This is a genomic window from Bifidobacterium asteroides (assembly GCF_048001765.1).
Taxonomy (GTDB): domain Bacteria; phylum Actinomycetota; class Actinomycetes; order Actinomycetales; family Bifidobacteriaceae; genus Bombiscardovia; species Bombiscardovia asteroides_K.
Genome location: NZ_CP181447.1, coordinates 1,404,842 through 1,430,065, shown reverse-complemented (window position 1 = coordinate 1,430,065; position 25,224 = coordinate 1,404,842). Strand labels below are relative to the sequence as shown.

The following is a 25,224-nucleotide window of genomic DNA, read 5'->3' as shown; positions in this document are numbered from 1 at the left end:
TCTATCAGTCCAGACCGGACAGCCGGTTGATCAGATCCGGGTCGCGGGTGGCGCCCTTGTCTGCCGAGCGGGCGAAAGCGGCATAGGCTTTCAGCGCCAGGGAAACCTTGCGGTCCCTGTGGGCCACATAGCCCTCGCCGGCCTCCAGTTCTGCGCGACGCTGGGCGAGTTCCTCATCGCTCAGCTCGACGTCTACACGCCGGTTGGGGATGTCAATGCGGATCATGTCGCCGTTGCGGATCAGGGCGATGGGGCCCTTGTTGGCTGCTTCAGGAGCGATATGGCCGATGGCCAGGCCTGATGAGCCGCCGGAGTAACGGCCGTCGGTCAGCAGGGCCACGTCCTTGCCGATGCCCTTGCCCTTGACGAATGAGGTGGGGTAGAGCATCTCCTGCATGCCAGGGCCACCCTTGGGTCCCTCGTAGCGGATGACCAGGGCTTGGCCCTTGTGCAGGGTGCCGTTGAGAATGACCTCCACGGCCTGTTCCTGCGATTCGACCACCAGGGCCGGTCCGCGGAAGTTCCAGATTTCCTTGGGCACACCAGCGGTCTTGACCACGCAGCCATCGGGGGCCAGATTGCCGCGCAGTATGGCCAGACCGCCTTCGGAGACAGCAGGATGATCCAGGTCGTGAATGGCGCCGTTGACACGGTCGGTGTCCAGGTCCTCCCACTCCTTGGACTGGTTGAAGGGCTCGGGGGAGGTGATGTGCCCTGGCGCTGCGTGGTAGAGCTCCTTGGCCTGGTCCAGGCAGGTGGGACGCATGATGTCCCAGTCGTTGAGCTTGGACTCCAGGTCCGGGTAGTCGATGGAATGCGTGTCCTGGTGAAGGACTCCGCCGCGGTCCAGCTCGCCCAGGATGCCGCAGATGCCACCGGCCCGGTGGACGTCGGATATCTCCCAGTCTCCGGAGGGAGAGGCCTTGCAGATGCAGGGGACCGTGTGGGAGATGCGCTCGATGTCGTCCAGGGTGAAGTCCACATCCGCCGACTGTGCGGCGGCCAGAATGTGCAGGACGGTGTTGGTCGACCCGCCCATGGCCACATCCATGGTCATGGCGTTTTCGAAGGCTTTCTTGGTGGCGATGGAACGCGGCAGGACCGAGTCGTCGTCATCCTGGTAGTACCGGTTGGCAATCTCGACGACCAGCTTGCCCGCCCGTTCGAAGAGCATCTTCCGGGCCGTGTGCGAGGCAAGGGTGGTGCCGTTGCCGGGCAGGGCCAGGCCCATGGCCTCGGTCAGGCAGTTCATGGAGTTGGCGGTGAACATGCCGGCGCAGGAACCGCAGGTGGGGCAGACCGTCTTCTCCAGGGCCAGCAGGCCCGCATCGTCGATGCTGTCATCCGCCGAGGCGTACATGACGTCGATCAGATCGGTGCTCTCCTGAACCGTTCCGTCGGGCATGACGGTACGTCCGGCCTCCATGGGGCCGCCGGAGACGAAGACCGTGGGAATGTTCAGACGCAGAGCGGCCATGAGCATGCCGGGGGTGATCTTGTCGCAGTTGGAAATGCAGATCAAAGCATCGGCGCAGTGGGCGTTGACCGAGTACTCCACAGCGTCCGCGATCAGGTCACGGCTGGGCAGGGAGTAGAGCATGCCCGTATGGCCCATGGCGATGCCGTCGTCCACGGCGATGGTGTTGAACTCGCGGGGGATGCCGCCCGCTTCCTTGACGGCCTTGGAGACCAGGCGCCCCACCTTGTTCAGGTGAACGTGGCCGGGCACGAACTCGGAGAAGGAGTTGGCGATGGCCACGATGGGCTTGCCGAAGTCCTCGCCCTTGACGCCAGCGGCACGATAGAGAGCACGGGCGCCCGCGAACTCTCGTTCCTTCATCAACTTGGCTGATCGCATCTGCATAGTTTTATTCAAGTGAACGGGGACAGCGACGGTCCGAACATGACCACATGTTGGAATTTCCGGCGTGTTTGCAATGCTTTTCCCGGCAGAGAAGCATCCGGGGCTAAAATCGAGCCCGGGCGGTAAAATCATACAGATTGAATGAATGGTTCATCCAGTTGAATTGGAGAAACATCTTATGGCATTCGGTACCGAGCCCCATCCGCAGGGATTTGCGAATCCTCCCATCGACGATCTTATGAAGCACGCCGATTCGAAGTATGCGCTGTCCATTTTTGCGGCCAAGCGGGCCCGTCAGATCAATTCCTACTTCACACAGCTCAATGAGGGCCTGCTGCAGAACGTCGGCCCGCTGGTCGAGTACCAGAACCAGGAGAAGCCCCTGTCCATCGCCTTCCGTGAGATCAACGAGGGCCTGCTTGAGGAGACCCTGGGTGAGGACGATCTGAGCGAAGGCAACTGAGCCTTCGACTCTCGGTGCAGGGTCCTCGGACGGTGACGGTTTCTAGACAAAGGTGAATGAAATGACAGAGCGACGGCTGATTTCGGCTGAATCAGTGACCGAGGGCCATCCAGACAAGGTCTGCGACCAGATTTCCGATGCCATCCTGGACGATCTGATCGCCCAGGATCCGCACTCGCATGTGGCTGTGGAGACTTCGGCGGCTACTGGCCTCTTCTTCGTTTTCGGAGAGGTGTCGTCCCAGGGCTACACGGACATTCAGTCCCAGGTTCGGTCGGTGCTGCGCAGGATTGGCTACACGTCGTCCGATATTGGACTGGACGCAGATTCCTGCGGCGTGACCGTGGCTCTGAGCGAGCAGAGCAAGGAAATCAACCAGGGGGTGGAGCGGCTGTCGCCCAGCCAGGAGACTGCCGCCACACGTGAGGAGCGCTACCAGTCCCAGGGGGCCGGCGACCAAGGGGTCATGTTCGGGTACGCCTGCGATGAGACCGATACACTCATGCCCCTGCCCATTTATCTGGCCCACCAGCTGGCCTTCAGGCTGGCACAGGTGCGCAAAGAGGGGATCATCCCCCACCTGCGGCCCGACGGCAAGACCCAGGTCACCATCGAATACGATCAGGATGATCGGCCCCGCCGGGTGGACACGGTCCTCATTTCCACCCAACATGATCCCGAGGTCGGGCATGACTGGCTGCAGGAGCAGTTGATGGAGCATGTCATCACGCCCGTCCTGGATCGCGTCTGCGGCCAGGCCGTCGAGCACCAGGGCTACCGGGTGCTGGTCAATCCGACCGGTTCCTTTGTCCTGGGCGGTCCTGCGGCTGACGCAGGACTGACCGGACGCAAGATCATTGTGGACACCTATGGCGGTGCGGCACATCATGGAGGTGGCGCCTTCTCCGGCAAGGATCCCAGCAAGGTCGACCGTTCCGCAGCCTACGCCGCGCGTTGGGTAGCCAAGAACATCGTGGCCGCTGGACTGGCGCACAAGGTCGAGGTCCAGGTGGCTTATGCCATTGGCGTGGCTGAGCCGGTCAGCGTCAACGTGGAGACCTACGGCACTGAGCAGGGAGTCAGCCGGGAGCAGATCCAGGAGGCCGTGCGTCAGGTCTTCGACCTGCGGCCTGCCGCTATCATTGATGAGCTGGATCTATTGAGGCCCATTTATGCCAAGACTGCGGCCTATGGGCACTTCGGCCGGGAGGATCCCGACTTCACCTGGGAGCAGGTGGACAAGGTGGGTGAGCTGAAGGCCGCCATCGGCATGACCAGGTAGTAGCTGTTCATCAAGAGCCACGGCGGGTTTCCGGGTCATTGACTGGGGAATCCGCCGTGGCTCTCTTAATTGTGAAAGCGAAGGGAGGAGCCATGGATTCGCAGGACGTCAGTCAGCCCGCCCTGGACGGTCTTGCTCCGCGCCGTCGTTCGAGCAGCAGTCGCAAGAGACCTCCGCGCCGACCGGCCGGTGAACTTCCTGTGGCACGGGTGGTGCTGGACGTGCAGGCCACTCATCTGGGTGGGACCTTTGACTATCTGGTCGATGCTGATCAGGACGATCATGCACAGCCGGGATGTCTGGTTCGCGTCCGGTTCGGGGCGCGCAGGGTCAACGGCATCATCTGGGAACGTGTGGCAGACAGCGAGGTTCCCCGTGCCTCCCTGCGCTTCCTGGAGCGGGTGGTGTCGGATCGCAGCCTGATTTCACCCTCTCTGCGCGCGGACATCACCGCCATCGCCAGAGCCTATGGGGGTACTGAGGCCAACATTCTGCGGCTGGCCCTGCCCCCTCGCGTGGCCCGCATCGACAAGGAGCAGCAGCTGGTTCCTGGTCAGCATCGACTGGCGTCCGACCCTGCCTGGGTGGCAGGATTGGCCCAGCGACAGAAGGATCTGAAACAAAGGCTTGATCCGGGCTATCGGGGGCTGGAGAAATTTGATCAGTCGCTGGAAGAGGACGTCTTTGCCGCCTTTCTGGCTGACATTCTGCCCGGTATGGACCAGGCTGCTCTGCTGGCTGCCAGGGTGCTGATAGGGGCCCTGCTGGCTGGCCGGTCTGCAGTTATGGTAATGCCGGGCACCCGCCAGGTGGTTCATCTGTCTGCTGTCCTCCAGCAGCTGGGGTTGCGTCCCTTTGGTCCCTCTGTTGCCGCCGGTCCTGGCCAACAGGATGCTCCTGGTTGGTCCGGTGATTTCTCCATTCTGGATAGTGGCATGGCTCCTGCCGAGCGTTACAGGGCCTACCTCGCGCTGGCCTCCGGTCAGGTCCGCTGCGCCATCGGGTTGCGGGCTGCCATGTACGCCCCGGTGGAAGGTCCCGCCCTCTTCGCTCTGATGGACGATGCCAGCTACCAGTACGCCGACGGGATGATGCCCTACGCCAATGCCCGGGGAGTGCTGCGGCTGCGGGCGCGTGCCCACGACGGTGTCTTCCTGGCCATGGGCCGTGCCAGAAGCGTGCGTTCCCACTGGGAGAGTCTGCCCGAGGCCACCGAAGCGGACTCGGGAGTGACCGGTCCATGCACCGCCTTGACGATTGAGCGGTCTGCGGTGACGACCCTGCTGCCTTGGATTCGTTGGCTGAATCGGGAGGAACTGAGCCATCTGGCCGACCCGACCATCGGCGCCCGGGTTCCTCATACCGCCGTCGCCGTTATTAACAAAGCCTTGGAGCGTGGTCCGGTTCTGCTGTCCATCCCCCAGGACGGCATCTTCGAAAGTCTGAGTTGTGCCCGCTGCCATCATCAGGCTCGTTGCCCGCGTTGCACCGGGCCCTTGCGGGCAAGGCGGCCTGGCGCACCCCGATGTGCCTGGTGCGGGGCCGCGGCTACGGACTGGTCCTGCCCGGATTGCGGTTATTCACGGCTTCGGGTGGTCAGGGTAGGTGCGGCTGGGACGGCCCAGGAACTGCGCATGCTCTTCAGAAATGTGCCCATCGTCATCTCTTCGCCCAGCCAGCCTCGCGGGGTGGTCGAACGCATACAGGATTGCCCCAGTCTGGTCATCGCCACTCCGGGCGCCGAGCCCAGGGTGGTTGGCTCGAGCGACGATGGTAAAAACAAGCACATTGACAAGCCGGGTCTGCCCCGGCTGTCGCGAGGATACCGGGCCGTGGCAATTCTGGACGCCTGGACCAGCCTATATGCCCCTGGTGTCGATGCGCGTATGGACACCCTGGGAGCCTGGATGCGCGTGGCCTCCTTCTGTCGTTCCCGGGCACAGGGAGGTCAGGTGCTCCTGCTGGGGGAGTGCGATCCCCAGCTGGCCCAGGCGCTGATGACCTGGCAGGGCCCGGTGTTGGCGGCTGCCGATCTGGAGGACCGTCGGTTGACTGCCATGCCCCCTGCGGTCGGTATGGCTGCAATCTGGGGCGAAAGGGAGGCCGTGGTCTGGATGCTGGACGCCGTCGGGATTACGCCGGGTCAGGAGGCTGTGACAGATGTTGGCCCTGAGTCTGTTCCAGCCCTGCTTGGACCGGTGCCCATACCGGCGCCGTCCACACTGAAAGCCGGCTATCTGGAGGGAACCCAGGACAGGGTCCGAGCCCTGGTTCGGGTGCCTACCAGTCGCCGTGACAAGCTGGCTGACCAGCTCAAGCAGGCTCAGGCCAAGTACGTGGCCGGTCGCGGGCGAGGAGAGCTGCGCTTCCGGATGGATCCCAAGGATCTGACCTGATTGGCGTTCCAGATGGATAGGCAGGGGTCTATGTGGCGTGGTTTTATGAGGGGGCGCAGACAGAGGCGCATATGAACGCATTTATGAAAGGTGGAGAGTCATGAAGGGATGGCCGGGCGAGATCCGGGTTGAGGCAGATGTGATTCAGGCTGAGCAGGCAGCGGCTCAGACCCAGGGGCAGCCCATTGAACAGGTCATCTTCGACTTCGGCAACGTCCTGATTCGTTGGCAGCCCGAGATGGCCATGGTGGCCCGATACGGGCGCAGGAGCATCGAAGCCATGCTGGACGACAGCCGTTCCGGCTTCTACCGGGCCAACAACATGATGGATGGTGGAGCCACCTGTGCCCAGGCCCGTGACTGGGTGGCCGCCAACTGCGGGTCCCCCTGGGATGACATGTTCGCCTACTACTGTGACCACTTTGTCGATTCGCTGACCGGTCCGGTTCCTGGTGCCCGCATGCTGGTGGAGGACCTGAAGGCGGCAGGCTTGGGCGTCTGGGGGTTGACCAACTGGGGCGCCGAGCTCTTCCATCACGCCTGGGACGGCGACTCCTTCCTGCATAGGCTGGATGGAGTGGTGGTCTCCGGGCCCATCCACATGCGTAAGCCTGACCCGGCCATCTACCAGTATGCCCTGGATCGGTTCGAAATCCGGGCTGACAGGACCCTCTTCGTGGATGATAAGGGTATGAATGTAGTCGGCGCCAACAAGGCCGGCATCCGCAGCCTGCGATTCAGTGACCCTTATGGGCTGCGCACTGCCCTGATCGAGGCAGGGGTGAATATTCCTCAGGTGCAGTGAACGTGCAGAGGTCCACAGTCGTCAGATGAAAAGGAGATTGCCCATATGGTCATGACATTGCTGTTTGCAGGCACGCCTCAGGTCGCCTTGCCATCTCTGAGATTGTTGGCGGCCGATCAGGAGCATTTCCGGGTTGCTGCCGTGCTCACCAGACCCGATGCCCCCCAGGGGCGTGGAAGGCATCTGCATCCCAGTCCGGTCAAGGCTGAGGCACTGAAGCTGGGGATTCCTGTTCTTGAGAACAACCCATCTGATCCGGACTTTCCAGCTCGGCTGCAGGATACGGGTGCCAGCTATGCGGCCGTCGTGGCCTACGGGCGGATCCTGCGCCAGCCGGTTCTGGACGCCTTTGAGGGTGGCTGGTACAACCTGCACTTTTCACTGCTGCCGCAGTGGCGGGGGGCAGCTCCGGTACAGCGGGCCATCTGGGCCGGGGATACCATTACCGGCGCCACGGTCTTTCGGCTGACGGCCGGTATGGATGAAGGCCCCATCCTGGCCCAATCCACCGTGGAGATCGGGCCGCACGAGACCTCGGGCGAGCTGCTGGATCGCCTGGCTGAGGACGGATCCCACCTGCTGGCTGCCAGCCTGGAAGCCCTTGCTGAAGGTCGGATTCAACCCAAGGAGCAGACGCAGGGCACCTACCAGGTGGCAGCCAAAATCACCCACCAGGACGCCCACATGCGTTTCGATGTGCCCGTTTTCGCCCTGGATCGACAGGTCCGGGCCTGCAGTCCGGAACCGGGAGCCTGGTGTCTGTATCGGCAAGGCGATGACCCGCAGGACAAGCAGACGGGACTGACCGTGCTCAAGGCTGCACCAGCCCGAGGGGATGAGCCTGGTCTTCCTTCGCATCTGGAGCCGGGTCGGCTGGCCATGGACCGTCGCCATCTCTGGGTGGGTACCAAGACCCTGCCCTTGGAGCTGCAGATGGTCAAGGCCGCCGGCAAGCGTGCCATGAAGGCCATGGACTGGGCCCGTGGCGCTCGCTTGGAAGCCGGGGCTCGCTGCAGCTGAGCTCTTCCGCTCGACCGGCTGTCCTGGCTGAGCGGTGGGTTCCAGGGACGGACGAAGGAGAGAAGCCATGCAGTCCGATGATGTTGACCAGACTGACGATGCAAATGATCAGGACCAGGCTGGGGATCGGCGCAACCGGGCCCTGGCTGCGGCGCTTACCAGGGCTGCCAAGGAACTGGCCAAGGCCAAGAGCCAGTTGGCCCAGCTGGGTCAGCCACCCTTGACGGTTGCCCTGGCCTTGGGTGTGGATTCTGTCGCCTATGACAGCCAGGGGGTGCAACAGGCCCGCCTGCTGATTCTGAACGGTTCCAGGCGGATGGTGGTGCCTCTTGCCCCCAATATCCGTGCCGAACGGATCAGGGCCGGACAGGAGGTTCTGCTTAATGCCGATATGGTGGTGGTGCGTGTGGGCGATCAGCCGGTGACTGGGCAGGTCCGCACGCTGCGGGAGATCTTGGAATCCGGTGCCTTGCTGGTTGAAGATCCCTCCGGACAGACCCGCGTTGTTGCACGTGCAGGGTCTCTGCAGGACCAGTCCATCGAGGCGGGCAGCGCCTTGCTCATGGACGAAAGCTGTTCAATGGCCCTGGCTGTTCTGCCTGAGTCGGACCAGTCAGACATGCTGCTGGAAGAGACTCCCGACGTGGACTTCTCGGATATTGGCGGTTTGGATAGGCAGATCGAGCGGATTCGAGATGCGGTCCAGCTGCCCTTCCAGCATGCCGATCTGATGCGTCGTTATGGGCTCCAGGCCCCCAAGGGTGTCCTGCTTTATGGGCCGCCCGGCAATGGCAAGACCATGATCGCCAAGGCCTTGGCTCGCGCCCTGGCCCAGGAGAGCGAAGGCCACGGGGTCTTCCTGTCGGTCAAGGGCCCCGAGGTGCTCAACAAGTTTGTGGGCGAGTCCGAACGTCTGATCCGCCGTCTCTTCGCCCGGGCCCGCAGCCTGGCAGACCAGGGTGGGCCAGTTGTGGTCTTCATCGACGAGATGGATGCCCTCTTGCGTACCCGGGGATCGGGCATCTCATCGGATGTGGAAACCACCATCGTCCCCCAGTTTCTGACTGAGCTTGACGGGGTCGAGTCTCTGGACCAGGTCATGGTCATCGGTGCCTCCAACCGCATCGACATGATCGACCCGGCGGTTCTGCGCCCAGGACGGCTGGATGTCAAAATCCGCATCGACCGGCCCGACAGAACCAGGTCAGCCGCCATCCTGGGCAAGTATCTGAGCTCCGATATGCCCATGGAGGATGATGCCAGGCCCGAGGAACTGATTCAGATACTGGTCGACGGACTCTTCGCCCAGGATGATGACCATCTGCTGGGCAGGATCATGAATGTCACGGGCCGCTGGCAGCCCCTCTACCTGGAGTCCGTGGTCTCCGGCGCCATGCTGCATAACCTGGTTGATCGGGTCAAGACCATGGCGGTCAAAGCTTCCATCGAGCAGGGACAGCAGGTGGGTCTTGACCGTGGGCTCTGCATGAGGGCGGTCCGTGGGCAGTATGAGGACACTCTGGAGGAGCTCCGCGGCCAGGACCCGGACCGTTGGGCTGATCTGGCCGGACTGCGCCCGGGGCAGGTCCAGGAGGTTCGCCCAGTCGACGGGCCAGGAGAGCGGTCATGAGTCCCGGACGGGTCATGGGTACCGAGACGGAGTATGGCATTGCCGACCCCCAGGATCCCGGCGCTGATCCACGTACTTTGGCCCTGCGTCTGGTAAGGGCCGCGGCTCAGCCGGACTTGGCGCACATCCGCTGGGACTACGGGGGCGAGGATCCGGTCAATGACGCCAGGGGAGGTCGGCTGCCGCGTTCCGCTGCCGCGCCGAGCATGCTCACTGATGCGCCTGGTGCCCGGCTGATCGATGTGGCGGCTCCCAATGGCGCGCGGATTTATGTGGATCACGCCCATCCCGAGTATGCCTCGGCGGAAACAGCCAATGCCTTCGATGCTTTGGTCCAGGACCGGGCGGGTGACCGGATGATGGCCCGGGCCGCAGAAAAGGCCGGAGGCCTGGCCATCTATAAGAACAATGTGGACGGCAAGGGTGCCGCCTGGGGATCGCATGAGAACTACCTGATGGATAGGGCGGTGCCCTTCGCCAGGGTGGCGGCCCTGATGACCATTCATTTCGTCACCCGGCAGATTTACACCGGTTCGGGCAGAGTGGGCCTGGGGCCCAGGAGCGAGGAGACTGGATTCCAGCTCAGCCAGCGCGCCGACTATCTGACCAGTCGGGTTGGACTGCAGACCACCTTCGGGCGGCCGATCATCAATACCCGGGACGAGTCGCATGCAGGGCCGGGCAGCCGCCGCCTCCATGTGATTGTGGGCGATGCCAACCGGTTGGATGCACCCCTGGTCCTCAAGCTGGGGACCACTGATCTGCTGCTTGGGCTCTTGGAGTCCGAGGATGATTCGACCAGTCAGGTCGATGAGCTGCTGGATCGCTGGACGCTTGATGATCCGGTGTCGGCCCTGCACACGGTTTCGCGAGATGTAACTCTGACCAAGCCGCTGGCCCTGGCAAACGGAGGATGCGCTGATGCGCTGACCATCCAAAGGGCGTTGCTGGATGCGGTCCGTCAGACTAGACGGGATGCCGACCGGCCAGGTTGTGCCGATGACCAGGTTCTTAAACTCTGGGACCAGGCGCTCGAGGATCTGGCTCTGGTGCGTTCGGGTGATGACGAGGCCCGTCTGGCCATGCACGACCAGGCAGGCAGGTTGGAATGGCTGCTCAAGTGGCAGCTCCTGGAGCGTCTTCGCCGTCGTCGGTCCATATCCGACTGGTCGGATCCCCGTCTGGCGGCCCTGGATCTGGCCTGGGCAAGGGTGGATCCCGGCCGTGACCTGCCTTGGCGACTCAGAGGATCCGTCCTTCGACTGGCCGATCCCGAACAGATCACCAGAGCCATGGACAAGGGTCCTGAGCAGACTCGTGCCTGGTGCCGTTCCCAGCTGCTTCACCGTTGTCCTGGTGCAGTCAGGGCCATTTCCTGGAGTCGTGTCATCCTTGAGGAGCAGGGACCGGAGGGAGAGCCCGGGACCAAGGTCGTGGACCTGTCCGATCCGCTGGGTCACACACGGTCTTCCTGCGGGGATGGCTGCGACATATACTGCTGATAGCGCAGAAAATAGTCCGATATCCGACCGGACGACCACCGGTGGACCACGGTCGGCAATGCCTCGACCACCCGTTTGAAAGAGAAGAGAAGTATGGAATTGCGCGATTTGGCCATGCAGGCCGCCACCATTGCCGTGGAGGCCGGCCGTCATGCCCTTCAGGACCAGATCAACCCCCACGATCCCCGATCCACCTCAGCCATCGGCCAGGGCACCCAGTTCTCGCCGAGCATTGACACGCGTCTGATCCGCTACTGCCGAACCAAGATCGCCGCCCTTGACCCCATGGACGGCTTCTGGGAGGAGGAGGCCGGCAACCGTCGTCCAGGCGGACGCTACTGGTGCCTGGGCCACATCGACGGTCCGGTCAACTATGTGCGCAACATGGCCGAATGGACGCTGACCATCTCTCTCTTTGCCGTAGACGAGAAAGGCCATGCATCACCGGTCCTGGGCATTGTCCACGCGCCGGTCCTGGGCCTGACCTATCTGGCCGCCAAGGGCCAGGGCGCCATCAGGATCCGACGGACCATCGTGGGCGACAAGCGGGAGAAGATCATCCCCTCCACGATGACCACCCTGACCGGATCAGTGATCAGCTTCGGCATGTCCTACTTCCCCAACGAGTCTGAAAAGGTCCTGCAGATCGTCTCGCGCATGGCCGGCAAGCCTGCCGACATCAAGCGCGTCGGCCCGGTCTCGCTGGACCTGTGCCGGGTGGCGGACGGCAGTTACGACGCCTACTTCGAACCGGCCCTGCACTCCTGGGACATCCCTGCCGTCTCTGCGGCGGCTGTCGTGGTCCGGGAAGCCAAGGGTACCCTCTGGCGCTGGGATGGTGGGCATGTGCGCTGGGAGGGCAGCAACGACGTGGTGGCCACCAACGGGCTCATCGCCGAGGATTTGAACACGTATCTGAGCGGGCGCTGATCCGCTCCGGGAAGGAGAGTGACCATGGCTGAGGCATCACAGCAGGGACGGCGCATGGCAGCCGGGCAGCAGCAGGAGCAGGAAGAGGATCTGCCACAGACCGGTGCACAGGAACAGGACCAGGCGGCTGGATCCGATCTGGATGCCGTCCTGGATGACATCGAGACCACCCTGGAGACCAACGCCAGGGAGTATGTGCAGGGCTTTGTCCAGAAGGGCGGCCAGTGATCCATGGCGGACGGGCAGGGCAGTGACTCGGACTTTCGCAGGATATTCGGCATTGAGACCGAGTATGGACTGAGCCTGACCGGCACCAGGGCCCCCTACGCCGCAGGCAGGGTGGCCATGGCCATGTTCCGCCCTCTGATTGAGAAGCACGGGTCCACCAACATATATCTGCCCAACGGTGCCAGACTTTACTTGGACGTGGGCTCACACCCGGAGTATGCCACGGCGGAGGCCCGCGATCCGCTGACAGCACTGACCCAGGTGCTGGCCGGGGAACGGATCATGACCGACCTTGCAGAGCGCGCCGGGAAACGCCTGACGGAGGACCTGGGCAGGTCCGTGAAGGTTCACGTCTTTGCCAACAATGTGGATGCCCAGGGCCATGCCTTCGGCTGTCATGAGAACTACCTGCTGGACCGGAGGGTCCCCCTGGACATGATTGGGGCCTGTCTGGTCCCCTTTCTGGTAACCCGACAACTGATTACCGGGGCGGGTCGTCTGAGCTCTGATGGGTTCCGGATCAGCCAGCGGGCCGACTTCCTGGACGAGGCGGTCTCCTCGGCCACCACCCGTGCCCGTCCCATGGTCAACACCCGTGACGAACCTCTGGCCGATCCCGAACGATGGCGGCGGCTGCATGTGATCGTAGGGGATACCAACCGGTCGCCGCTGGCCACCTGGTTCAAGATGGCCAGCACGCACCTGGTCCTGAGTCTGATTGAGCAAGCCTGCCGCCAAGGTCGACGGCCCGACTTGGCAGATTGGGCCCTGGCTTATTCAGGTGCAGCAGTCCGGGCCGTCAGCCGGGATCGGACCGGCCGAGTCACCCTGGACCTGCAGGCTCCCACGAAGACCGGTGGTATCAGCGCTCTGGGTCTGCAAGAGGTCTATTGGTCGTCCTGCAAGGCCTTGGTGGACCAGCAGGAGGACATAGGCATCGACCGGTCCCAGGCTCTGCGTGCCCTGCAACTTTGGAGGTCCGCCTTGGATGCGTTGGACGCAGGACGTTGGCAGGATCTGGCTGACTGGGTGGACTGGGCTGCCAAGCTGCGGCTGCTCCAGGGTCTGAGCCGACGAGGCGCCGGACGGGATCTGGAGGAGGCGATGGACCTGGACTATCACGATCTGAGCGCGGGAAGGTCCTTCCCTGGCCTGGTCAGGCATGGGCTCATGCGCTCGCCGGTCGACGACTCCAAGGTGCAGCACGCCATGAACCAACCTCCAGAGGATACCCGGGCCCGTCTGCGTGGTGACTTCGTCCGTGCAGCAGACCGGGGAACGCGCACATGGTCATGCGACTGGAGCCACCTGGTCCTGGGCGGTTCTCGTCGGGTCGATGTGGATCTGCCCGACCCCTTCGACCATCTGGGCCCGCCCCGATACCACTCCCTGATGGACTTTCTAAAGAGTGCCGCAGAGTCTCGCGCCTAGAGGCCCGGTTTGCACTGGCGGGGCACCCATCAGGTCTGCCCAAACAAGAAGGGCCCCCGCATCCCGTGGATGGATGCAGGGGCCCTTGCAGAAAGGCTGGTTTCACTTCTTGTTGGTGACGGCCTTCTTCAGCAGCGAGCCGGCAGAGATACGCACGCCATAGCTGGCCGGAATCTTGATGGTCTCACCGGTACGGGGGTTGCGTCCGGTGCGGGCGGCACGCTTGACACGCTCGGCCGAGAACAGACCGGTCAGCTTGAGACCCTCACCGGACTTCATGGCCTCGACGAAGACATCCTGGAAGGCGTTGACAGCAGCTTCCGCCTGAGCCTTGGTCAGGTTGGACTTCTGCGCAATCTTCGAAACGAGATCAGACTTGTTGTATGCCATAGAACATCCTTCTTTCGGGGGCCTCCCATTGCTTGATTTGGGGAAAGCCCAACGGTCAATGACTGATATTACCGCAGATTAGGCCCAAACACCGCATTTTCCGGGGGTTTCCGACATTTCATCAAGCGATTTTTGAGGTCCTCGGGATTGGGGCTGCCCGAAGGGCCCTTCAGATGCGATTGTGATTGCTAAGCCAGCGCATGGCCAGGGCTCCCAGGGGGATGCGCAGCCAGTAGGTGGCCACCCGGAAGACCAGAGTGGCCGAGATGGCCACGCCCGAGGGAACACCGGCCAGACGGAAGGCAGAGAAGAGCACCGCTTCGATGGCTCCCAGGCCACCGGGGGTGGGGACAGCCGAGCCTAGCGTGTTGGCCAGGAGGAAGACGAAGGTGGTCTCGAAAACGTTGGTCCGGCAGCCGAAGGCCATCAGGGCGGCCCAGAAACTCATGCCCAGGGCTGCTGACTGCAGCACGGCCCCAAGCACGGCCACCACCAGTTGCCTCGGCTGAGTCAGAATCTCCACAAGGTGGCGGGCGTAGGAGGCCACGATGGGCATCAGTCGCTCCATGACCAGTCGCCGTGTGTAAGGCACGGCCATGATCAAGGCTGCGATGATGGCCACCGTCCCGATGACGATGACCAAGGTGTTGGTGGGGATCATCCCGGACAGGGTGTTGCGTCCGGTGAACAGCCCGATGACGATCAGCAGACAGAAGGTGGTTGCGAACTGAACGGCCACCACAGCGCTCATGATGGCCGTGGCCATGGTGTTGTCATAACCATCCCGCCGTAGGAACTGCAGGTTGACGAAGGCTGGTCCCACCCCGGCGGGCATGGAGACCGAGGTGAACGAGGAGGCGACCTGGGACAGGAAGATGCCTTTGAAGTCGCGCTTGGCTGGGTCAATGAAAACTCCCAGGGTAATGGCGCAGCCCACCCAGGACAGCGACCCCAACAGGAAGGAGAGTCCGGCCATCCATGGGTTGGCGTTGCGGACGGCGCTGATGACCTGGGGCAGGTTGAACTGGGTGACAATGACCGCCACAGCCACTACCAGGAGGGCCAGGGCCACGAAGCTACGCAGGCTGAAGCGGGAGAGGGTCACCTGGCCGGTCTCCGCCACCGACTCAGGAGGAGCCAGGGCCCGCAGCTGTTTGCGCAGGTCGGTCAGAATCTGCCGATCCCAGCCGGGCAGGGCCTGGGTCTGTGAGGGAATGGCCACCATCTGGCAGAAGGGCGACAGCCCCGCCAGGGTCTTGACCCCCCAGGAGGCACGGGCGGCCTCGATGGCCTGATCTACACCGATCAGCGTGGCGACCAAGGTCAGAAGCTGGATACGGTCCAGGGCGATGTTGGCCTGGGAGCTGGCGCTGTCGCCGTTCTCCCAGCCGGCGATGACCATGGAGCCTGACTGGTCCATGGCCAGAGTCTCCGGGCGGATACGCCGGTGTGTAAAGCCGCGCTCGTTGGCCCGGCGCAGGTAGTCCATCAGCTGCTTGGCCCTGTCCGTGTCCAGGCTTGCGGGTTCCAGGGGCCGAAGGTGGACGTCATCCTCCAGGACCAGAATTGAGGATTCCGCGCTCTCTGCCAGGCCATAGGGGTGCAGGGTGGTCAGCCCCAGGTCCCGCAATTCAGCCAGCATGGCCATGTGGTGTTGCATGGAGTTTCTGACCGAGCGGTCCCGGCGCATGGACACTCCGGACAACTTGATCCACTGCCAAAGCTGCATCAAATAGCCCATGGTGTGCAGCTGGCCGTCCATGACCGACACTGTATAGTTGCGGCCATCCCTATCCTGGGCCCTGTAGATGCGGGAGGCCTCGATGAGGTCGTCGTCAAGGGCGGGCAGGGGTTGGCCATCGGCATCCAGACTGGGATCCTGACGTTCCAGGCTGGCGGCATGGATGCCGATGGAGGCTATGGCTTGTACCACTCCCTGTCCCCAGGCGCCCTTGTTCTGCGTGCCCGCCAGATATCGGACGACCATGCCCATGATTCGTCCCAGAATCAGCGAGACCAGGACTCCGCTGGCTGAATTGGAGGATATGGCGACCATAATAACGGCCACAATATATAGGGCGTTCCATCCCCACTTGACCGAGCTACGCAGGCGACGGGGTCCTGCTGCGCTCAGGAAGGCTGCCAGACCGGCATAGAAGTCAGGCAGCAGGACGGGCGACCCTATGCTGTTCTGGGAGCTGAATGAGGCAATCAAGGTCGGGTTGCCCGCCTTCAGGATCAGGTTGGAGGTAAGCATCACCAGCCCGAACCCTAGGAACATGGCCAGGGGGGCAGTGATGGCCTGAATCCATTCCCTGTTGACCAACAGGTGGACAATCACGGCCAGGACCACGGTCACGGTCACTGCCTGCTGGAGGAATGCGGTGGGTACGTCCATGAGCCAGTCCATGGCATTGCCGGCCTGGCGCATGTCTGACTCGACCCCGGCGGCTATGCCTTTCAGATAGACTGCCGCCAGGGTGACCAGGATTCCCAGGAACAGGGCTGCCAGGGCTCGAAGCAGGTCCTCGGCGTCATGGACTCGTTGTGGAGGGGTATCCCGGATGACGACCTGATCTGCCTTAACAGGCTCGGCGGAATCAGTGTCCTCGGGGGGAATGGTCGACTGGGACGGGGTCATGGTCAGTCGCGATCGAAGTCCACCAAGGTTCCGGCTGCGCCGGTGTAGGTTGCCGGCGTCAAGGCCTTGAGCCGACTGGCCGTGTCCTGGTCCAGATCCAGGTCATCGATGAAGCGCTCGACATCCTCCCGGCCGATTCTCTTGCCCCGCATCAACTCCTTGACCTGCTCATAGGGATGATCCATGCCTGAGCGTCCAGCCAATCCAGCGGCCCGCATGGCCGTCTGTATGGGCTCGCCCAGGACCTCCCAGTTGCTGTCCAGCTCGTGGGCCATCAGTGCCTTGTCCGGGTGGATGGTCTGCAGGCCGCCGTCCAGGTTGTCCAGAGCCAGCAGGCTGTAGCCCAGGGCCGAACCGATGTTGCGCTGGGTGGTGGAGTCAGTCAGGTCCCGCTGCCAGCGGGTTTCGGTCAGGGTGGTGGCCAGGGTGTCCAGCAGGGCTCCTGAGATCTCCAGATTGGCTTCGGCGTTCTCGAATCGTATGGGGTTGACCTTGTGGGGCATGGTACTGGACCCTGTCGCGCCTTTGACGGGCTCCTGGGCGAAGACGCCGCGGGAGATGTACATCCAAATATCCACGGCCAGATTGTGCAGGATCCGCCCTAGGTGGGCGATGTTGCTGAAGAGCTCGGCCTGCCAGTCGTGCGACTCGATCTGGGTCGTCAGTGGGTTCCAGACCAGACCCATCCGCTCCACGATGAAGGTCCGGGTCAGATCAATCCAATCCACCTGCGGAAGGGCGGCAAGATGGGCGCCAAAGGTTCCGGTGGCGCCATTCATCTTGCCCATGTAGTCCTGATTGTGGATCCGGTCCAGCTGCCGGTGCAGCCGGTGGACGTAGACCGCCATCTCCTTGCCCAGGGTGGTGGGTGTGGCTGGCTGGCCGTGGGTCAGGGCGAGCATGGGCAGATCCCGGTACTGCTCCGCCATGGTTGCCAGATGCTCCTCGATCCGGGTGGCCTTGGGGAGCCAGACCTGCTCGACCGCACCCCGAATGCAGCGGGCATAGGCCAGGTTGTTGATGTCCTCGCTGGTGCAGGCGAAGTGGACCAGGGGTGTCAGCCTCGGAAGTTGGGACTCGGGGCCAAGTGCTGTGGCTGCAGCATCCAGACGGCGGTCGATGTAATATTCCACAGCTTTGACATCGTGGTGGGTCTGGGTTTCGATGCCTGCCAGTTCGGTGATGCCGTCGGCGTCGAAATCCTCGGGTATGGTTCGCAGGTAGGCTTGTTCAGCATCAGTCAGAGGCTCCACGCCCGGCAGGACCGGGTGCTGGCCGTTGCCCTGGTAGCCGTTGGCCAACATGATCATCCATTCGACCTCGACCCGCATGCGCTCGCGGTTCAAGGCAGGTTCGCTCAGATAGTCCACCAGATCGGCGGTCTGTCTGCGGTAACGTCCGTCCAGGGGATTGAGGGGGATGACTGGGGTGATTCGGCTCAGGTTCATGCCTCCAGCCTAGACGACCGGGTCAACCAGCGGGAACCGGCATGGATGCTCCTGGGGGCCAGCGTGTCCCGCTCATCGTCGTAGTCTGCCACGGTAGTAGCGGGTCTCCTGCAAATCGCCCTCGATGGCATGGGCGAAGTGGTCGTCCTGACGTCGTACTGCTGGTGAATTCTGATCTCGGGCATCTGCCCAGGCCGCCTGTTGGTAGGCCATGCCGTGGGTGGATTCCTTGCCGGGTCCAGCGGTGGTCACTGTTCGGCCAGTCTGTTTGCCGCCTGGAGGGGGAGGTCCACCCGCTCTTCCCCTGACTGTCAGCTGATTGGGTCGAGAGGGGTTGTCGGCCCCATCAAGGCTGGAGACCAGCTCTTCGCGCATCTCCACGCTGGTCACCCAGGTGTCAGACTGTATTTTGCGATGGGCGATGGGCGAGCCGACGGTCACGATGTGATCAAAGCGGTAGCGGTCTGAAAGATCCGAGGCCATGGTGGCGGCCACGATGCCACCCTGGGAATGGCCCACCAGGCTGACCGGATCATCCGGACGCACCCCCGCATCCCGCATGGCCCGGTCCACTAGACGTAGGGAGGCTGCCCTGTCGCGAACTGAAGCCTTGTCGCTCATGAGCTGAATGTTCTGGGCCCAGCCGATGGGGGAGTCCAGATGGGAGCTGGTGCCGGGTATGTAGACCAGCCAGTGGTCCTTGCCGTCGGCCTTTCGGTAGCGCTGTACGGCGACTGTGGCGTAGGGAATGCCGTCCCGGCAGGATCCCAGGGTCTCCAGGTTGTGTAGAGCGCCGGCGATGTCATTGATCTCGCCCAATCCTTTGCCCTGCGGCTGAACCGGATCCATGGCGATTCGGTCGCCCTGGAAATGAGCGAGCATCAAGGGCATCAAAAGGCCCGGGCCGGTGACCAATCCGCCGATGGGATCATGATGGTCCGGAGACAGGCCGGATGCGACAGCGGTCAGCAGGGGCTGTTGGATGCTGGCTGTGGTTTCCAGAAATTCTTGGAATTGCGATGCGTCCAGGTGGCCGGTTAGTTTGGCCACCCCCAGGCCCAAACCAATGGACCCCAGCATGAACGGGGCAATAGGCTGAAAGACGGTCAGGGCCTTGGAGGTCAGGGAGCCCATCAGCCGGTCCATGAACGATTCAGCTTGCGAGTACAGCCCGTAGGCCTTGGTCAGTCGGTCGGCCACAGACTGGAGCCGGGTGCGCAGATCTTCGCAGGCCTGGGCCTGGTCATTGCAGAAGGACACCATCCGATCCATGGGCAGATGGGCATGGCCCGGCTGCGGTACGGCAGCCTGGGTGCAGGGGAGGGCAGGCAGTCCCGGCATGGTTCTGCAGATGGCCTGACTGGTCAGAACCCATTGGGACTGCATGGTGGCCAGGGCACCACCTGCTTGGTTGAGCCGGTCCGCCATGCCGGTCAGGTGGTCCAGCTCGGTGCGCGTATAGCCGTTGGCGTCGGGAGCGGCGGTGATTGTCCGCTTCATGGCCGGATCTCTTGATCGATCAGGCTCAGGGTGCGACCTGCCTGGATGCGCTGATCCTGGCAGACGGCATCCATGGCCCGCACCTGGGCCCTATAGGCCTCAGCAGCCCGGCCTTCCCAGTCGACCCTCAGAGCTTGGTCGGCTAATTCACTCAGATGGACCAGAGTGGTTCGCGACTGCCGTGCCATATCGGACAGCATGGCCCGGCAGCGGGCCGCTCTAGCATGACAGGGGCAGGTTTGCGCCGCTTCCGGATCGGCCAGGAAGGGTTGCTGCTCAAGGAAGGGACTCAGGGTGGGTAGTGACGAGGATGACCTATGCATGTCTCTACTACAACATTGCAATCATCCTGAAATGATCCCCGTAGGGCCATGTGGTCGAATGAGGTCCGATTCATCTGGGTGTGGACGGATTTACCGCTAATTCTGTCGGTCTGATAGTCATGGGACGTTCGTCTGCATGGGGGTCGATTTGTTGGGAAAGAGGGTGGTGGAATGACTCGCGCGAAAGGTTGTGTGGGCCGGTCACCAAGGTTTGACGTTCTTCCCTTGACCCTTGTTGTCGCTCGCCTTGCCTGTCGGCGTGGGGGAGGTCGACGGTTCACTCTGTTGCTGATTGCGCTTGAGCAGATCCTCCACCTCGGCCTCCTGCTGCTTGGTCAGCCCTGAGGAGGAGCCCTTGCCGGATCCGTTCTTTCCGTCCTGGGCCTTATCGGCATTCTGCTTCTTGAACAGTCGCTCCGTGCGTCTGGTCAGCGCAGCGTTGGCAGCGCGGTTGGCCTGGGCAGCTTGCCTGGTCTGTGGCAGAATCAGGGGTCCAGGCCGTTCGACCTGGGCGAAGAGATGTTCAGCCTGGTCCTGCAGGGCCTTGATGGATGTTGGATCGGCATGGGGGTTTTGAGCCTGTCGAACATTGGCGCTTAGCGTGCGCGTGCCCTCGTTATAGGTGGCGATGGCCCTGACGTTGATCAGGCCCCAGGCTCCTGCCAGGGCTGCGACCAAGGCCAAGCCAGCTAAAATCAGACGCACCCGCAGTCGGCGTCCGCTTCTTGCATCCTGCTGGGACTTCCTACTCATAGCAGTCTCCTAGAAGTGCGGATCCACAGCCCCGCCTCAATCAGGATCAGGACCAGCTCCACCAGAGCCAGCGGCCAGACCAGCGGGGTGACATGCTGGCGGACCTGATCGACCTTGGTCACCCGGTAGCGCTTGGAAACCGCAGCCGTGGCCCCCTCACGTACCGTGGTCCCCTTGGCCAGGGCCTGATAGTGGCCGCTCATCTCGTCGGCCATGGCCTTGAGGGTTTTCGGGTCCATGGAGGAGATGCCAGGCTGGCCGGTCTTGGGGTCCGTCACCCAGCCGTCGGCATCACTGCCAGCGACATCGGAGCTCATGGGCACCATGCCGCCCTTGGTTGAGCCCGTTCCCAGAACGAAGGCATCGTCCAGCCCCTCCCTGAGCACGCTGAAGGATCGCCGTTCATCAGGTCCTGTCTGTTCGCCGTCGCTGATCAGGTAGAGCAATATTCGGTCGTCGGGATGCCGATCCCTGGTCTGCTTCATGACCAGACTCAGCCGATCCAGCGGAGCATCCAGGCTGGAGCCGGCGGATCTGGATGTGGGCTCCGTAGCCAGCCCTCTGGCCCAATTGTCCACAGCCCGCACGTCGGGAGTCAAAGGCAGATCGACGCTGGCCGAAGCGCCGAAACTCAGGGCCGAGAAGGAGGCATCCGGGTAGGTGCTTGTCAGGTCATGGACGGCTGCCCGGGCTGCTTCCAGTCGACTGATTCCTTCCTGGTCGCCATATCCGGCATCCTTGACCGCCATGGAACCGGTCACGTCAACCGCAATGAAGACATCAGTGGCGTTGACGGCTTTATTGGTGGTCTTGCTGACCGTGCTGGGGGTCAGGACCATGAGGGCCAGGATCAGGACCATGGCGGTGCGTCGGGTCAGGGCCCAACGATCGGCATCCGTATCCCGACCCCTGCGCAGTCCATGGATGACCAGCGCAATGGCCAGGAGCAGGAGCAGACCCGCCAGAAGGCCGCCGGCCACCCAGCCCAGGGCAGGCTCAAAGGTCAGGGACTTGAGTGTGTTCATCGCTTCAGCCTCCAGGCTAGGAGCAGATATCCCGACAGCGCCAGGGCCAGGGCCAAGGTCCACCAGCCGGGTGCATCCACCAGGCTGGACTGTTCCTGCTGGCGCGGATCGGCTCCGTGTCGGTGCTCTATCCGGCGGACCAGCGCGTTGATGGAATTCCCGTCCTGCCGTCGTAGGAAGATGCCGCCGTGCGCCTCGATCAGCCGCTGCATCTGCCGGGTGCTCTCATCCTCGGTGCCCTGGTCCGGTCCCGAATAGAGTCCGTCCACTGCAATTCCTGCGGCCGAGGTCAGCTTGAGCGCCTCCTCCAGGGTGTAAGTGGGTTTGCCGGAGACCACGTTATCGGTGGCCAGGACCAGGGAGCTCGACCGTTGGTCGGCATTTGCCGGTCCGCTCTGGTCCTTGGGAGCAAATTGCGGCAGGAGAGCAGCGCAGCCTACAAGCCCGTCGCCGATCAGAGATGTGGTGTCCCGACGGTTCTGCGTGCCCTCAAGCCAGTCGCTGATGTCCTGATACTGCCGTCCGCTCATGGCATCGATGCGGTCCTGGGACTGTACCCCGTCCAGGATTCGCCGCGCCTTGCTCAATTCGGCGGTGATCATGTCGTAGTCGTCGGTCAGAGGAAAAACAGTGCGCGAGGTGGAGTTGAAGATGCTGAGGGCCATGCGTTCGCCCCGGAAATTGCGGACCAGATCAAGGTAGGAGGCGATCACCTGTCGGTCATAGGGCAGGGTGGAGCCTGAGACATCCAGGCATAGGACAATATCGCGGTTATGGCCCTGCTCCAAGGTCCGATCGACCCGCGCGGGCCTTGCAGCCAGGCTCAGAACCATCAACAGGGCTAGCGAGAGCAGGACTGCAGCGCAACGGTTCAAACGTCGCCAGTGTCGCAGGGCCTCATGGCCCTCCTCAGTGTCCAGGTCGCTGTTCAAGGTCCAGACCCGGGCTTCCGGTTCCTGATCCGGCTTGCCACGACGCGCCTTACGGTATGTCAGCAGGCCGAACGCCAGGGCCAGGACCAAGGCCAGAACCGGCAGCCAGGGCCACCTCCAGGACAGGTTGCCTATGCTCATCGCGGCCACCGTTCGATCAAATCCCGTACCCAGTCGGCTGCCTGATCCACCGTGGCATCGGTTCCCGCGCTGTCCCGGGGAAGGGCGAATTCAGGCGGGTAGAGGGCGTCTATGGTCTGTCGAAGCAGGTCCAGGCCCTTTCGCGTACTCGGTGTACGGGGCTGGGCCTGGATTTCAGCCAGGGTCTTGGTCTTCATGTCGCTGTTCCAGGAGTGGGAGGCAAATCCACGAGCGATAGTGGCCAGTGCCGTCATGGCCTGGTCGCGGTCCAGATGGCCGTTGTCGTACTGGGCCACCACATGATCGATCTGCTGGCGCCATGCATCGCGGGAGTCGGAGCTCACCTGGGCCGGACGTCCCTCTTGCTGACGACGGAACCGGGGCAGGAAAATGGCCGCAGCAGCCAGAGCCAGGGTCAGAATAATGGCGGTCGTCGTCAGGGTCAACAGCCAGGTGGGCTGGGTCATGGTGGGCATGATTTTGATTCGGTCATGATCGGACGCAAGACGAATAAGGACGACAGCACTCATGCCGCCATCACCGTCCGTCGCATGGGGATGCCCGGTCGGCCGGCTGAAAGCAGATGGATGAACCGGTTGAACATGGCTGTGCTGGATTCGGCCCGAATCAGCGAGGCTCCGATTCGGGACAGTTCCCGGCCAAAGGCTTCGATCTGATAGCGCCTGTGCAGATCCACAGCCTTTGTCCCGCCTGCTGTGCGCAGGAAGGCGGGGATCGTCCGTCCGCTGGGTGCATCCGTTACCGTGCCCACAGCGGGCTGCTGACGCAGGGGATTCATGGTCTCCACTCCGATAAGATTCACGGGATGGGTGGTGGCCAGCCGGCGGATGGTCGGCACCAGGTCAACCTTCAATGCCGACTGGTCGGTGGCGATGACCAGCATGGCCTGCCGGTCCTGGATGCCGGCGGCGTAGCCCAGCAGGGCTTCAAGGTTGCGTGGCTGATCCAGCGGTGACTCCAGAGCCCGGTCCAGGGTCTGCTCGAATCGGGCGAAGCCGCCTTGGCAGGGTATGCGGCGGATGGCGGATGAATCGACCAGGACCAGGTCCACCTCATCACTGCGGCGCAGGCAGAGGGAGGCGAACATGCACAGGGCGTTGGCCGCCACCTGGATGGCCTGCTCCCCGTCAGGGCATGTTCCTGACATCTCACGACCGACGTCCAGCAACAGCCAGACCCTGCTGGTGACCAGGCGCTCGCGCTCGACAACCATAGGCCGACCCACCCGCGCGCTGGCGTGCCAGTCGATCATGCGGGTTTCGTCTCCGAACTCATAGGCGCGCAGGTCGGCACGCTCGTCCCCACCGCCGCGACGGCCGGAGGAGTGCTCGCCCTCAAGCAGACCCAGGGCCCTGCGCACCGTGGGAAGGCGCAGGCTGGTGTCCAAGGACTCGATCCGTCTACGGACCGGGTCGCGATCTGAGCGTCGACGGCTCATGGCACCGGCACCGTGTCGACGATCTGGTCGATGATGTCGTCGCTGCTGACGCCGTCGGCCTGGGCCTCGAAGGTCAGCAGGATCCGATGGCGGAGCACCGAATGGGCCCAGTCCTTCAGGTCCTCGGGAATGACGTAATCCCTGCCTGTCAGCAGGGCTCTGGCCTGGCCGATGCGCACCAGGGCGATAGAGGCGCGCGGACTGGCCCCCAGCCTCACCTGCTCGGCCAGCCCTTGGATGGGTCGCGATCCGGCCCCCCTGCTGGTGGCTGCCAGATCGACTGCGTATCGCATGATGGGCTGTGCCACGTGGACCTGCCGGGCCTTCTGCCTAAGGAAGTCCACATCGGCGATGGTCAGTGCGTCCCGATCATCCTTGCCTGGCATATCGGTGCCGCGACTGGTCAGCATCTGCAGCATTCGGGTCTCCTGGTCGGCATCAGGATAGGTCATGACGGCCTTGAGCATGAACCGGTCCATCTGGGCCTCGGGCAGGTTATATGTGCCCTCCTCCTCGATGGGGTTCTGGGTGGCGATCACCATGAAGGGCCGGGGCAGGGCTATGCGTTCGCCTCCGATGGTGGTGGCGCCCTCGGCCATAGCCTCCAGCATGGCTGACTGCGTCTTGGCGTTGGAGCGGTTGATCTCGTCCAAGAGGACGAAGTTGGCGTGGATGGGGCCAAGCTGTGTGGAGAAACGCTGTGTGGAGAAGTCATAGACCTGGGTGCCTACCAGATCCGAGGGCATCAGGTCGGGCGTACATTGGATCCGCTTGAAGCTGCCGGAGACCGAGGTGGCCAGGGTCTGGGCGGCAGTGGTCTTGGCCAGACCGGGCACGGATTCGATCAGGATGTGCCCTGAGGCCACCAGCGTCAGGATCAGGGCTTCGCGCAGGTTCTCCTGGCCTACCAGAGTCCTTGAGAAGCGGGTCCGGATTCGGTCGACCAACTGACGGCAACGTTGCAGGTCGTCCTGGCTGATTGGCGGAACCTGCCGGTCCTGACTGGGCTGAACAGATGGGGACTGACTGGGTCGAGGTGGGAATAATGCCATAGCAGACAT

Annotated in this window: 22 protein-coding genes; 10 read left to right on the top strand and 12 right to left on the bottom strand. The window is 63.1% G+C overall.

All coding sequences use genetic code 11. From position 1 onward, the window contains the following. Positions 1-4 precede the first annotated feature (4 nt). Positions 5-1,864, bottom strand: coding sequence for a dihydroxy-acid dehydratase (gene ilvD / locus ACNAOV_RS05645; RefSeq protein WP_029678603.1), 1,860 nt, complete (start codon positions 1,862-1,864; stop codon positions 5-7). Between the two features lie 178 nt (positions 1,865-2,042). On the opposite strand from ilvD, the gene rpoZ reads away from it, so the two are divergent. The 10 genes from rpoZ (at position 2,043) to ACNAOV_RS05595 (ending at position 13,551) form a co-directional block, all read left to right on the top strand. Then, complete coding sequence (gene rpoZ, locus ACNAOV_RS05640) at positions 2,043-2,327, top strand: DNA-directed RNA polymerase subunit omega (RefSeq protein ID WP_015022131.1); 285 nt, start codon at positions 2,043-2,045, stop codon at positions 2,325-2,327. Positions 2,328-2,388: 61 nt separating this feature from the next. After that, positions 2,389-3,609: a methionine adenosyltransferase gene (gene metK / locus ACNAOV_RS05635; protein WP_416516943.1), complete on the top strand. Its 1,221-nt coding sequence runs from the start codon at positions 2,389-2,391 to the stop codon at positions 3,607-3,609. 92 nt (positions 3,610-3,701) lie between these two features. Then, entirely contained in the window at positions 3,702-6,005 is a 2,304-nt protein-coding gene (locus ACNAOV_RS05630) for a primosomal protein N' (RefSeq protein ID WP_416516942.1), read from the top strand. A 100-nt stretch (positions 6,006-6,105) separates the two neighbouring features. After that, positions 6,106-6,810 carry an HAD family hydrolase gene (locus tag ACNAOV_RS05625; RefSeq protein ID WP_416516941.1) on the top strand — a complete coding sequence of 235 codons (705 nt, stop codon included), beginning with the start codon at positions 6,106-6,108 and terminating at the stop codon, positions 6,808-6,810. A 45-nt stretch (positions 6,811-6,855) separates the two neighbouring features. Then, a complete protein-coding gene (gene fmt, locus ACNAOV_RS05620; RefSeq protein ID WP_416516940.1) occupies positions 6,856-7,830 on the top strand; it encodes a methionyl-tRNA formyltransferase in 975 nt (324 codons plus the stop codon). A 34-nt stretch (positions 7,831-7,864) separates the two neighbouring features. Further along, a complete protein-coding gene (gene arc / locus ACNAOV_RS05615; protein WP_416516939.1) occupies positions 7,865-9,460 on the top strand; it encodes a proteasome ATPase in 1,596 nt (531 codons plus the stop codon). Beyond that, positions 9,457-10,962, top strand: a complete 1,506-nt coding sequence (dop, locus tag ACNAOV_RS05610) for a depupylase/deamidase Dop (protein ID WP_416516938.1) — start codon at positions 9,457-9,459, stop codon at positions 10,960-10,962. Before arc ends, dop begins: the two co-directional genes overlap by 4 nt. 93 nt (positions 10,963-11,055) lie before the next feature. Further along, entirely contained in the window at positions 11,056-11,892 is an 837-nt protein-coding gene (locus tag ACNAOV_RS05605; RefSeq protein ID WP_154312554.1) for an inositol monophosphatase family protein, read from the top strand. 24 nt (positions 11,893-11,916) lie between these two features. After that, a complete protein-coding gene (locus ACNAOV_RS05600; protein ID WP_416516937.1) occupies positions 11,917-12,120 on the top strand; it encodes a ubiquitin-like protein Pup in 204 nt (67 codons plus the stop codon). A gap of 3 nt (positions 12,121-12,123) precedes the next feature. Then, positions 12,124-13,551, top strand: a complete 1,428-nt coding sequence (locus ACNAOV_RS05595; protein ID WP_416516936.1) for a proteasome accessory factor PafA2 family protein — start codon at positions 12,124-12,126, stop codon at positions 13,549-13,551. Positions 13,552-13,653: 102 nt separating this feature from the next. On the opposite strand, the gene ACNAOV_RS05590 is transcribed toward ACNAOV_RS05595, so the two are convergent. From ACNAOV_RS05590 to ACNAOV_RS05540, 11 genes are all read right to left on the bottom strand, one after another. Continuing rightward, a complete protein-coding gene (locus ACNAOV_RS05590; RefSeq protein WP_015022121.1) occupies positions 13,654-13,941 on the bottom strand; it encodes an HU family DNA-binding protein in 288 nt (95 codons plus the stop codon). 169 nt (positions 13,942-14,110) lie between these two features. Beyond that, positions 14,111-16,582 carry a lysylphosphatidylglycerol synthase transmembrane domain-containing protein gene (locus tag ACNAOV_RS05585; protein ID WP_416516935.1) on the bottom strand — a complete coding sequence of 824 codons (2,472 nt, stop codon included), beginning with the start codon at positions 16,580-16,582 and terminating at the stop codon, positions 14,111-14,113. Positions 16,583-16,584: 2 nt separating this feature from the next. Beyond that, positions 16,585-18,030, bottom strand: coding sequence for an adenylosuccinate lyase (gene purB / locus ACNAOV_RS05580; protein ID WP_416516934.1), 1,446 nt, complete (start codon positions 18,028-18,030; stop codon positions 16,585-16,587). Positions 18,031-18,102: 72 nt separating this feature from the next. Then, positions 18,103-19,530, bottom strand: coding sequence for an esterase/lipase family protein (locus ACNAOV_RS05575; RefSeq protein WP_416516933.1), 1,428 nt, complete (start codon positions 19,528-19,530; stop codon positions 18,103-18,105). After that, positions 19,527-19,853, bottom strand: coding sequence for a hypothetical protein (locus tag ACNAOV_RS05570; protein ID WP_416516932.1), 327 nt, complete (start codon positions 19,851-19,853; stop codon positions 19,527-19,529). Before ACNAOV_RS05570 ends, ACNAOV_RS05575 begins: the two co-directional genes overlap by 4 nt. 201 nt (positions 19,854-20,054) lie before the next feature. After that, on the bottom strand, positions 20,055-20,606 hold the full coding sequence (locus ACNAOV_RS05565; protein ID WP_416516931.1) for a DUF6466 family protein: 552 nt from the start codon (positions 20,604-20,606) through the stop codon (positions 20,055-20,057). Beyond that, positions 20,603-21,631 carry a vWA domain-containing protein gene (locus ACNAOV_RS05560; protein ID WP_416516930.1) on the bottom strand — a complete coding sequence of 343 codons (1,029 nt, stop codon included), beginning with the start codon at positions 21,629-21,631 and terminating at the stop codon, positions 20,603-20,605. The genes ACNAOV_RS05565 and ACNAOV_RS05560 overlap by 4 nt, the downstream gene beginning before the upstream one ends. Further along, a complete protein-coding gene (locus ACNAOV_RS05555) occupies positions 21,628-22,704 on the bottom strand; it encodes a vWA domain-containing protein (RefSeq protein WP_416516929.1) in 1,077 nt (358 codons plus the stop codon). The genes ACNAOV_RS05560 and ACNAOV_RS05555 overlap by 4 nt, the downstream gene beginning before the upstream one ends. After that, positions 22,701-23,234 carry a hypothetical protein gene (locus tag ACNAOV_RS05550; RefSeq protein WP_416516928.1) on the bottom strand — a complete coding sequence of 178 codons (534 nt, stop codon included), beginning with the start codon at positions 23,232-23,234 and terminating at the stop codon, positions 22,701-22,703. The genes ACNAOV_RS05555 and ACNAOV_RS05550 overlap by 4 nt, the downstream gene beginning before the upstream one ends. Continuing rightward, on the bottom strand, positions 23,231-24,163 hold the full coding sequence (locus ACNAOV_RS05545; RefSeq protein WP_416516927.1) for a DUF58 domain-containing protein: 933 nt from the start codon (positions 24,161-24,163) through the stop codon (positions 23,231-23,233). The genes ACNAOV_RS05550 and ACNAOV_RS05545 overlap by 4 nt, the downstream gene beginning before the upstream one ends. Further along, complete coding sequence (locus ACNAOV_RS05540) at positions 24,160-25,215, bottom strand: AAA family ATPase (protein ID WP_416516926.1); 1,056 nt, start codon at positions 25,213-25,215, stop codon at positions 24,160-24,162. Before ACNAOV_RS05540 ends, ACNAOV_RS05545 begins: the two co-directional genes overlap by 4 nt. Positions 25,216-25,224: the final 9 nt, after the last annotated feature.

Excerpts from the sequence above, each read along its gene's own strand:
- ilvD (WP_029678603.1), bottom strand. The coding sequence starts at position 1,864 with ATGCAGATGCGATCAGCCAAGTTGATGAAGGAACGAGAGTTCGCGGGC.
- rpoZ (WP_015022131.1), top strand. The coding sequence starts at position 2,043 with ATGGCATTCGGTACCGAGCCCCATCCGCAGGGATTTGCGAATCCTCCC.
- metK (WP_416516943.1), top strand. The coding sequence starts at position 2,389 with ATGACAGAGCGACGGCTGATTTCGGCTGAATCAGTGACCGAGGGCCAT.
- ACNAOV_RS05630 (WP_416516942.1), top strand. The coding sequence starts at position 3,702 with ATGGATTCGCAGGACGTCAGTCAGCCCGCCCTGGACGGTCTTGCTCCG.
- ACNAOV_RS05625 (WP_416516941.1), top strand. The coding sequence starts at position 6,106 with ATGAAGGGATGGCCGGGCGAGATCCGGGTTGAGGCAGATGTGATTCAG.
- fmt (WP_416516940.1), top strand. The coding sequence starts at position 6,856 with ATGGTCATGACATTGCTGTTTGCAGGCACGCCTCAGGTCGCCTTGCCA.
- dop (WP_416516938.1), top strand. The coding sequence starts at position 9,457 with ATGAGTCCCGGACGGGTCATGGGTACCGAGACGGAGTATGGCATTGCC.
- ACNAOV_RS05605 (WP_154312554.1), top strand. The coding sequence starts at position 11,056 with ATGGAATTGCGCGATTTGGCCATGCAGGCCGCCACCATTGCCGTGGAG.
- ACNAOV_RS05600 (WP_416516937.1), top strand. The coding sequence starts at position 11,917 with ATGGCTGAGGCATCACAGCAGGGACGGCGCATGGCAGCCGGGCAGCAG.
- ACNAOV_RS05595 (WP_416516936.1), top strand. The coding sequence starts at position 12,124 with ATGGCGGACGGGCAGGGCAGTGACTCGGACTTTCGCAGGATATTCGGC.
- ACNAOV_RS05590 (WP_015022121.1), bottom strand. The coding sequence starts at position 13,941 with ATGGCATACAACAAGTCTGATCTCGTTTCGAAGATTGCGCAGAAGTCC.
- ACNAOV_RS05585 (WP_416516935.1), bottom strand. The coding sequence starts at position 16,582 with ATGACCCCGTCCCAGTCGACCATTCCCCCCGAGGACACTGATTCCGCC.
- purB (WP_416516934.1), bottom strand. The coding sequence starts at position 18,030 with ATGAACCTGAGCCGAATCACCCCAGTCATCCCCCTCAATCCCCTGGAC.
- ACNAOV_RS05575 (WP_416516933.1), bottom strand. The coding sequence starts at position 19,530 with ATGAAGCGGACAATCACCGCCGCTCCCGACGCCAACGGCTATACGCGC.
- ACNAOV_RS05570 (WP_416516932.1), bottom strand. The coding sequence starts at position 19,853 with ATGCATAGGTCATCCTCGTCACTACCCACCCTGAGTCCCTTCCTTGAG.
- ACNAOV_RS05565 (WP_416516931.1), bottom strand. The coding sequence starts at position 20,606 with ATGAGTAGGAAGTCCCAGCAGGATGCAAGAAGCGGACGCCGACTGCGG.
- ACNAOV_RS05560 (WP_416516930.1), bottom strand. The coding sequence starts at position 21,631 with ATGAACACACTCAAGTCCCTGACCTTTGAGCCTGCCCTGGGCTGGGTG.
- ACNAOV_RS05555 (WP_416516929.1), bottom strand. The coding sequence starts at position 22,704 with ATGAGCATAGGCAACCTGTCCTGGAGGTGGCCCTGGCTGCCGGTTCTG.
- ACNAOV_RS05550 (WP_416516928.1), bottom strand. The coding sequence starts at position 23,234 with ATGAGTGCTGTCGTCCTTATTCGTCTTGCGTCCGATCATGACCGAATC.
- ACNAOV_RS05545 (WP_416516927.1), bottom strand. The coding sequence starts at position 24,163 with ATGAGCCGTCGACGCTCAGATCGCGACCCGGTCCGTAGACGGATCGAG.
- ACNAOV_RS05540 (WP_416516926.1), bottom strand. The coding sequence starts at position 25,215 with ATGGCATTATTCCCACCTCGACCCAGTCAGTCCCCATCTGTTCAGCCC.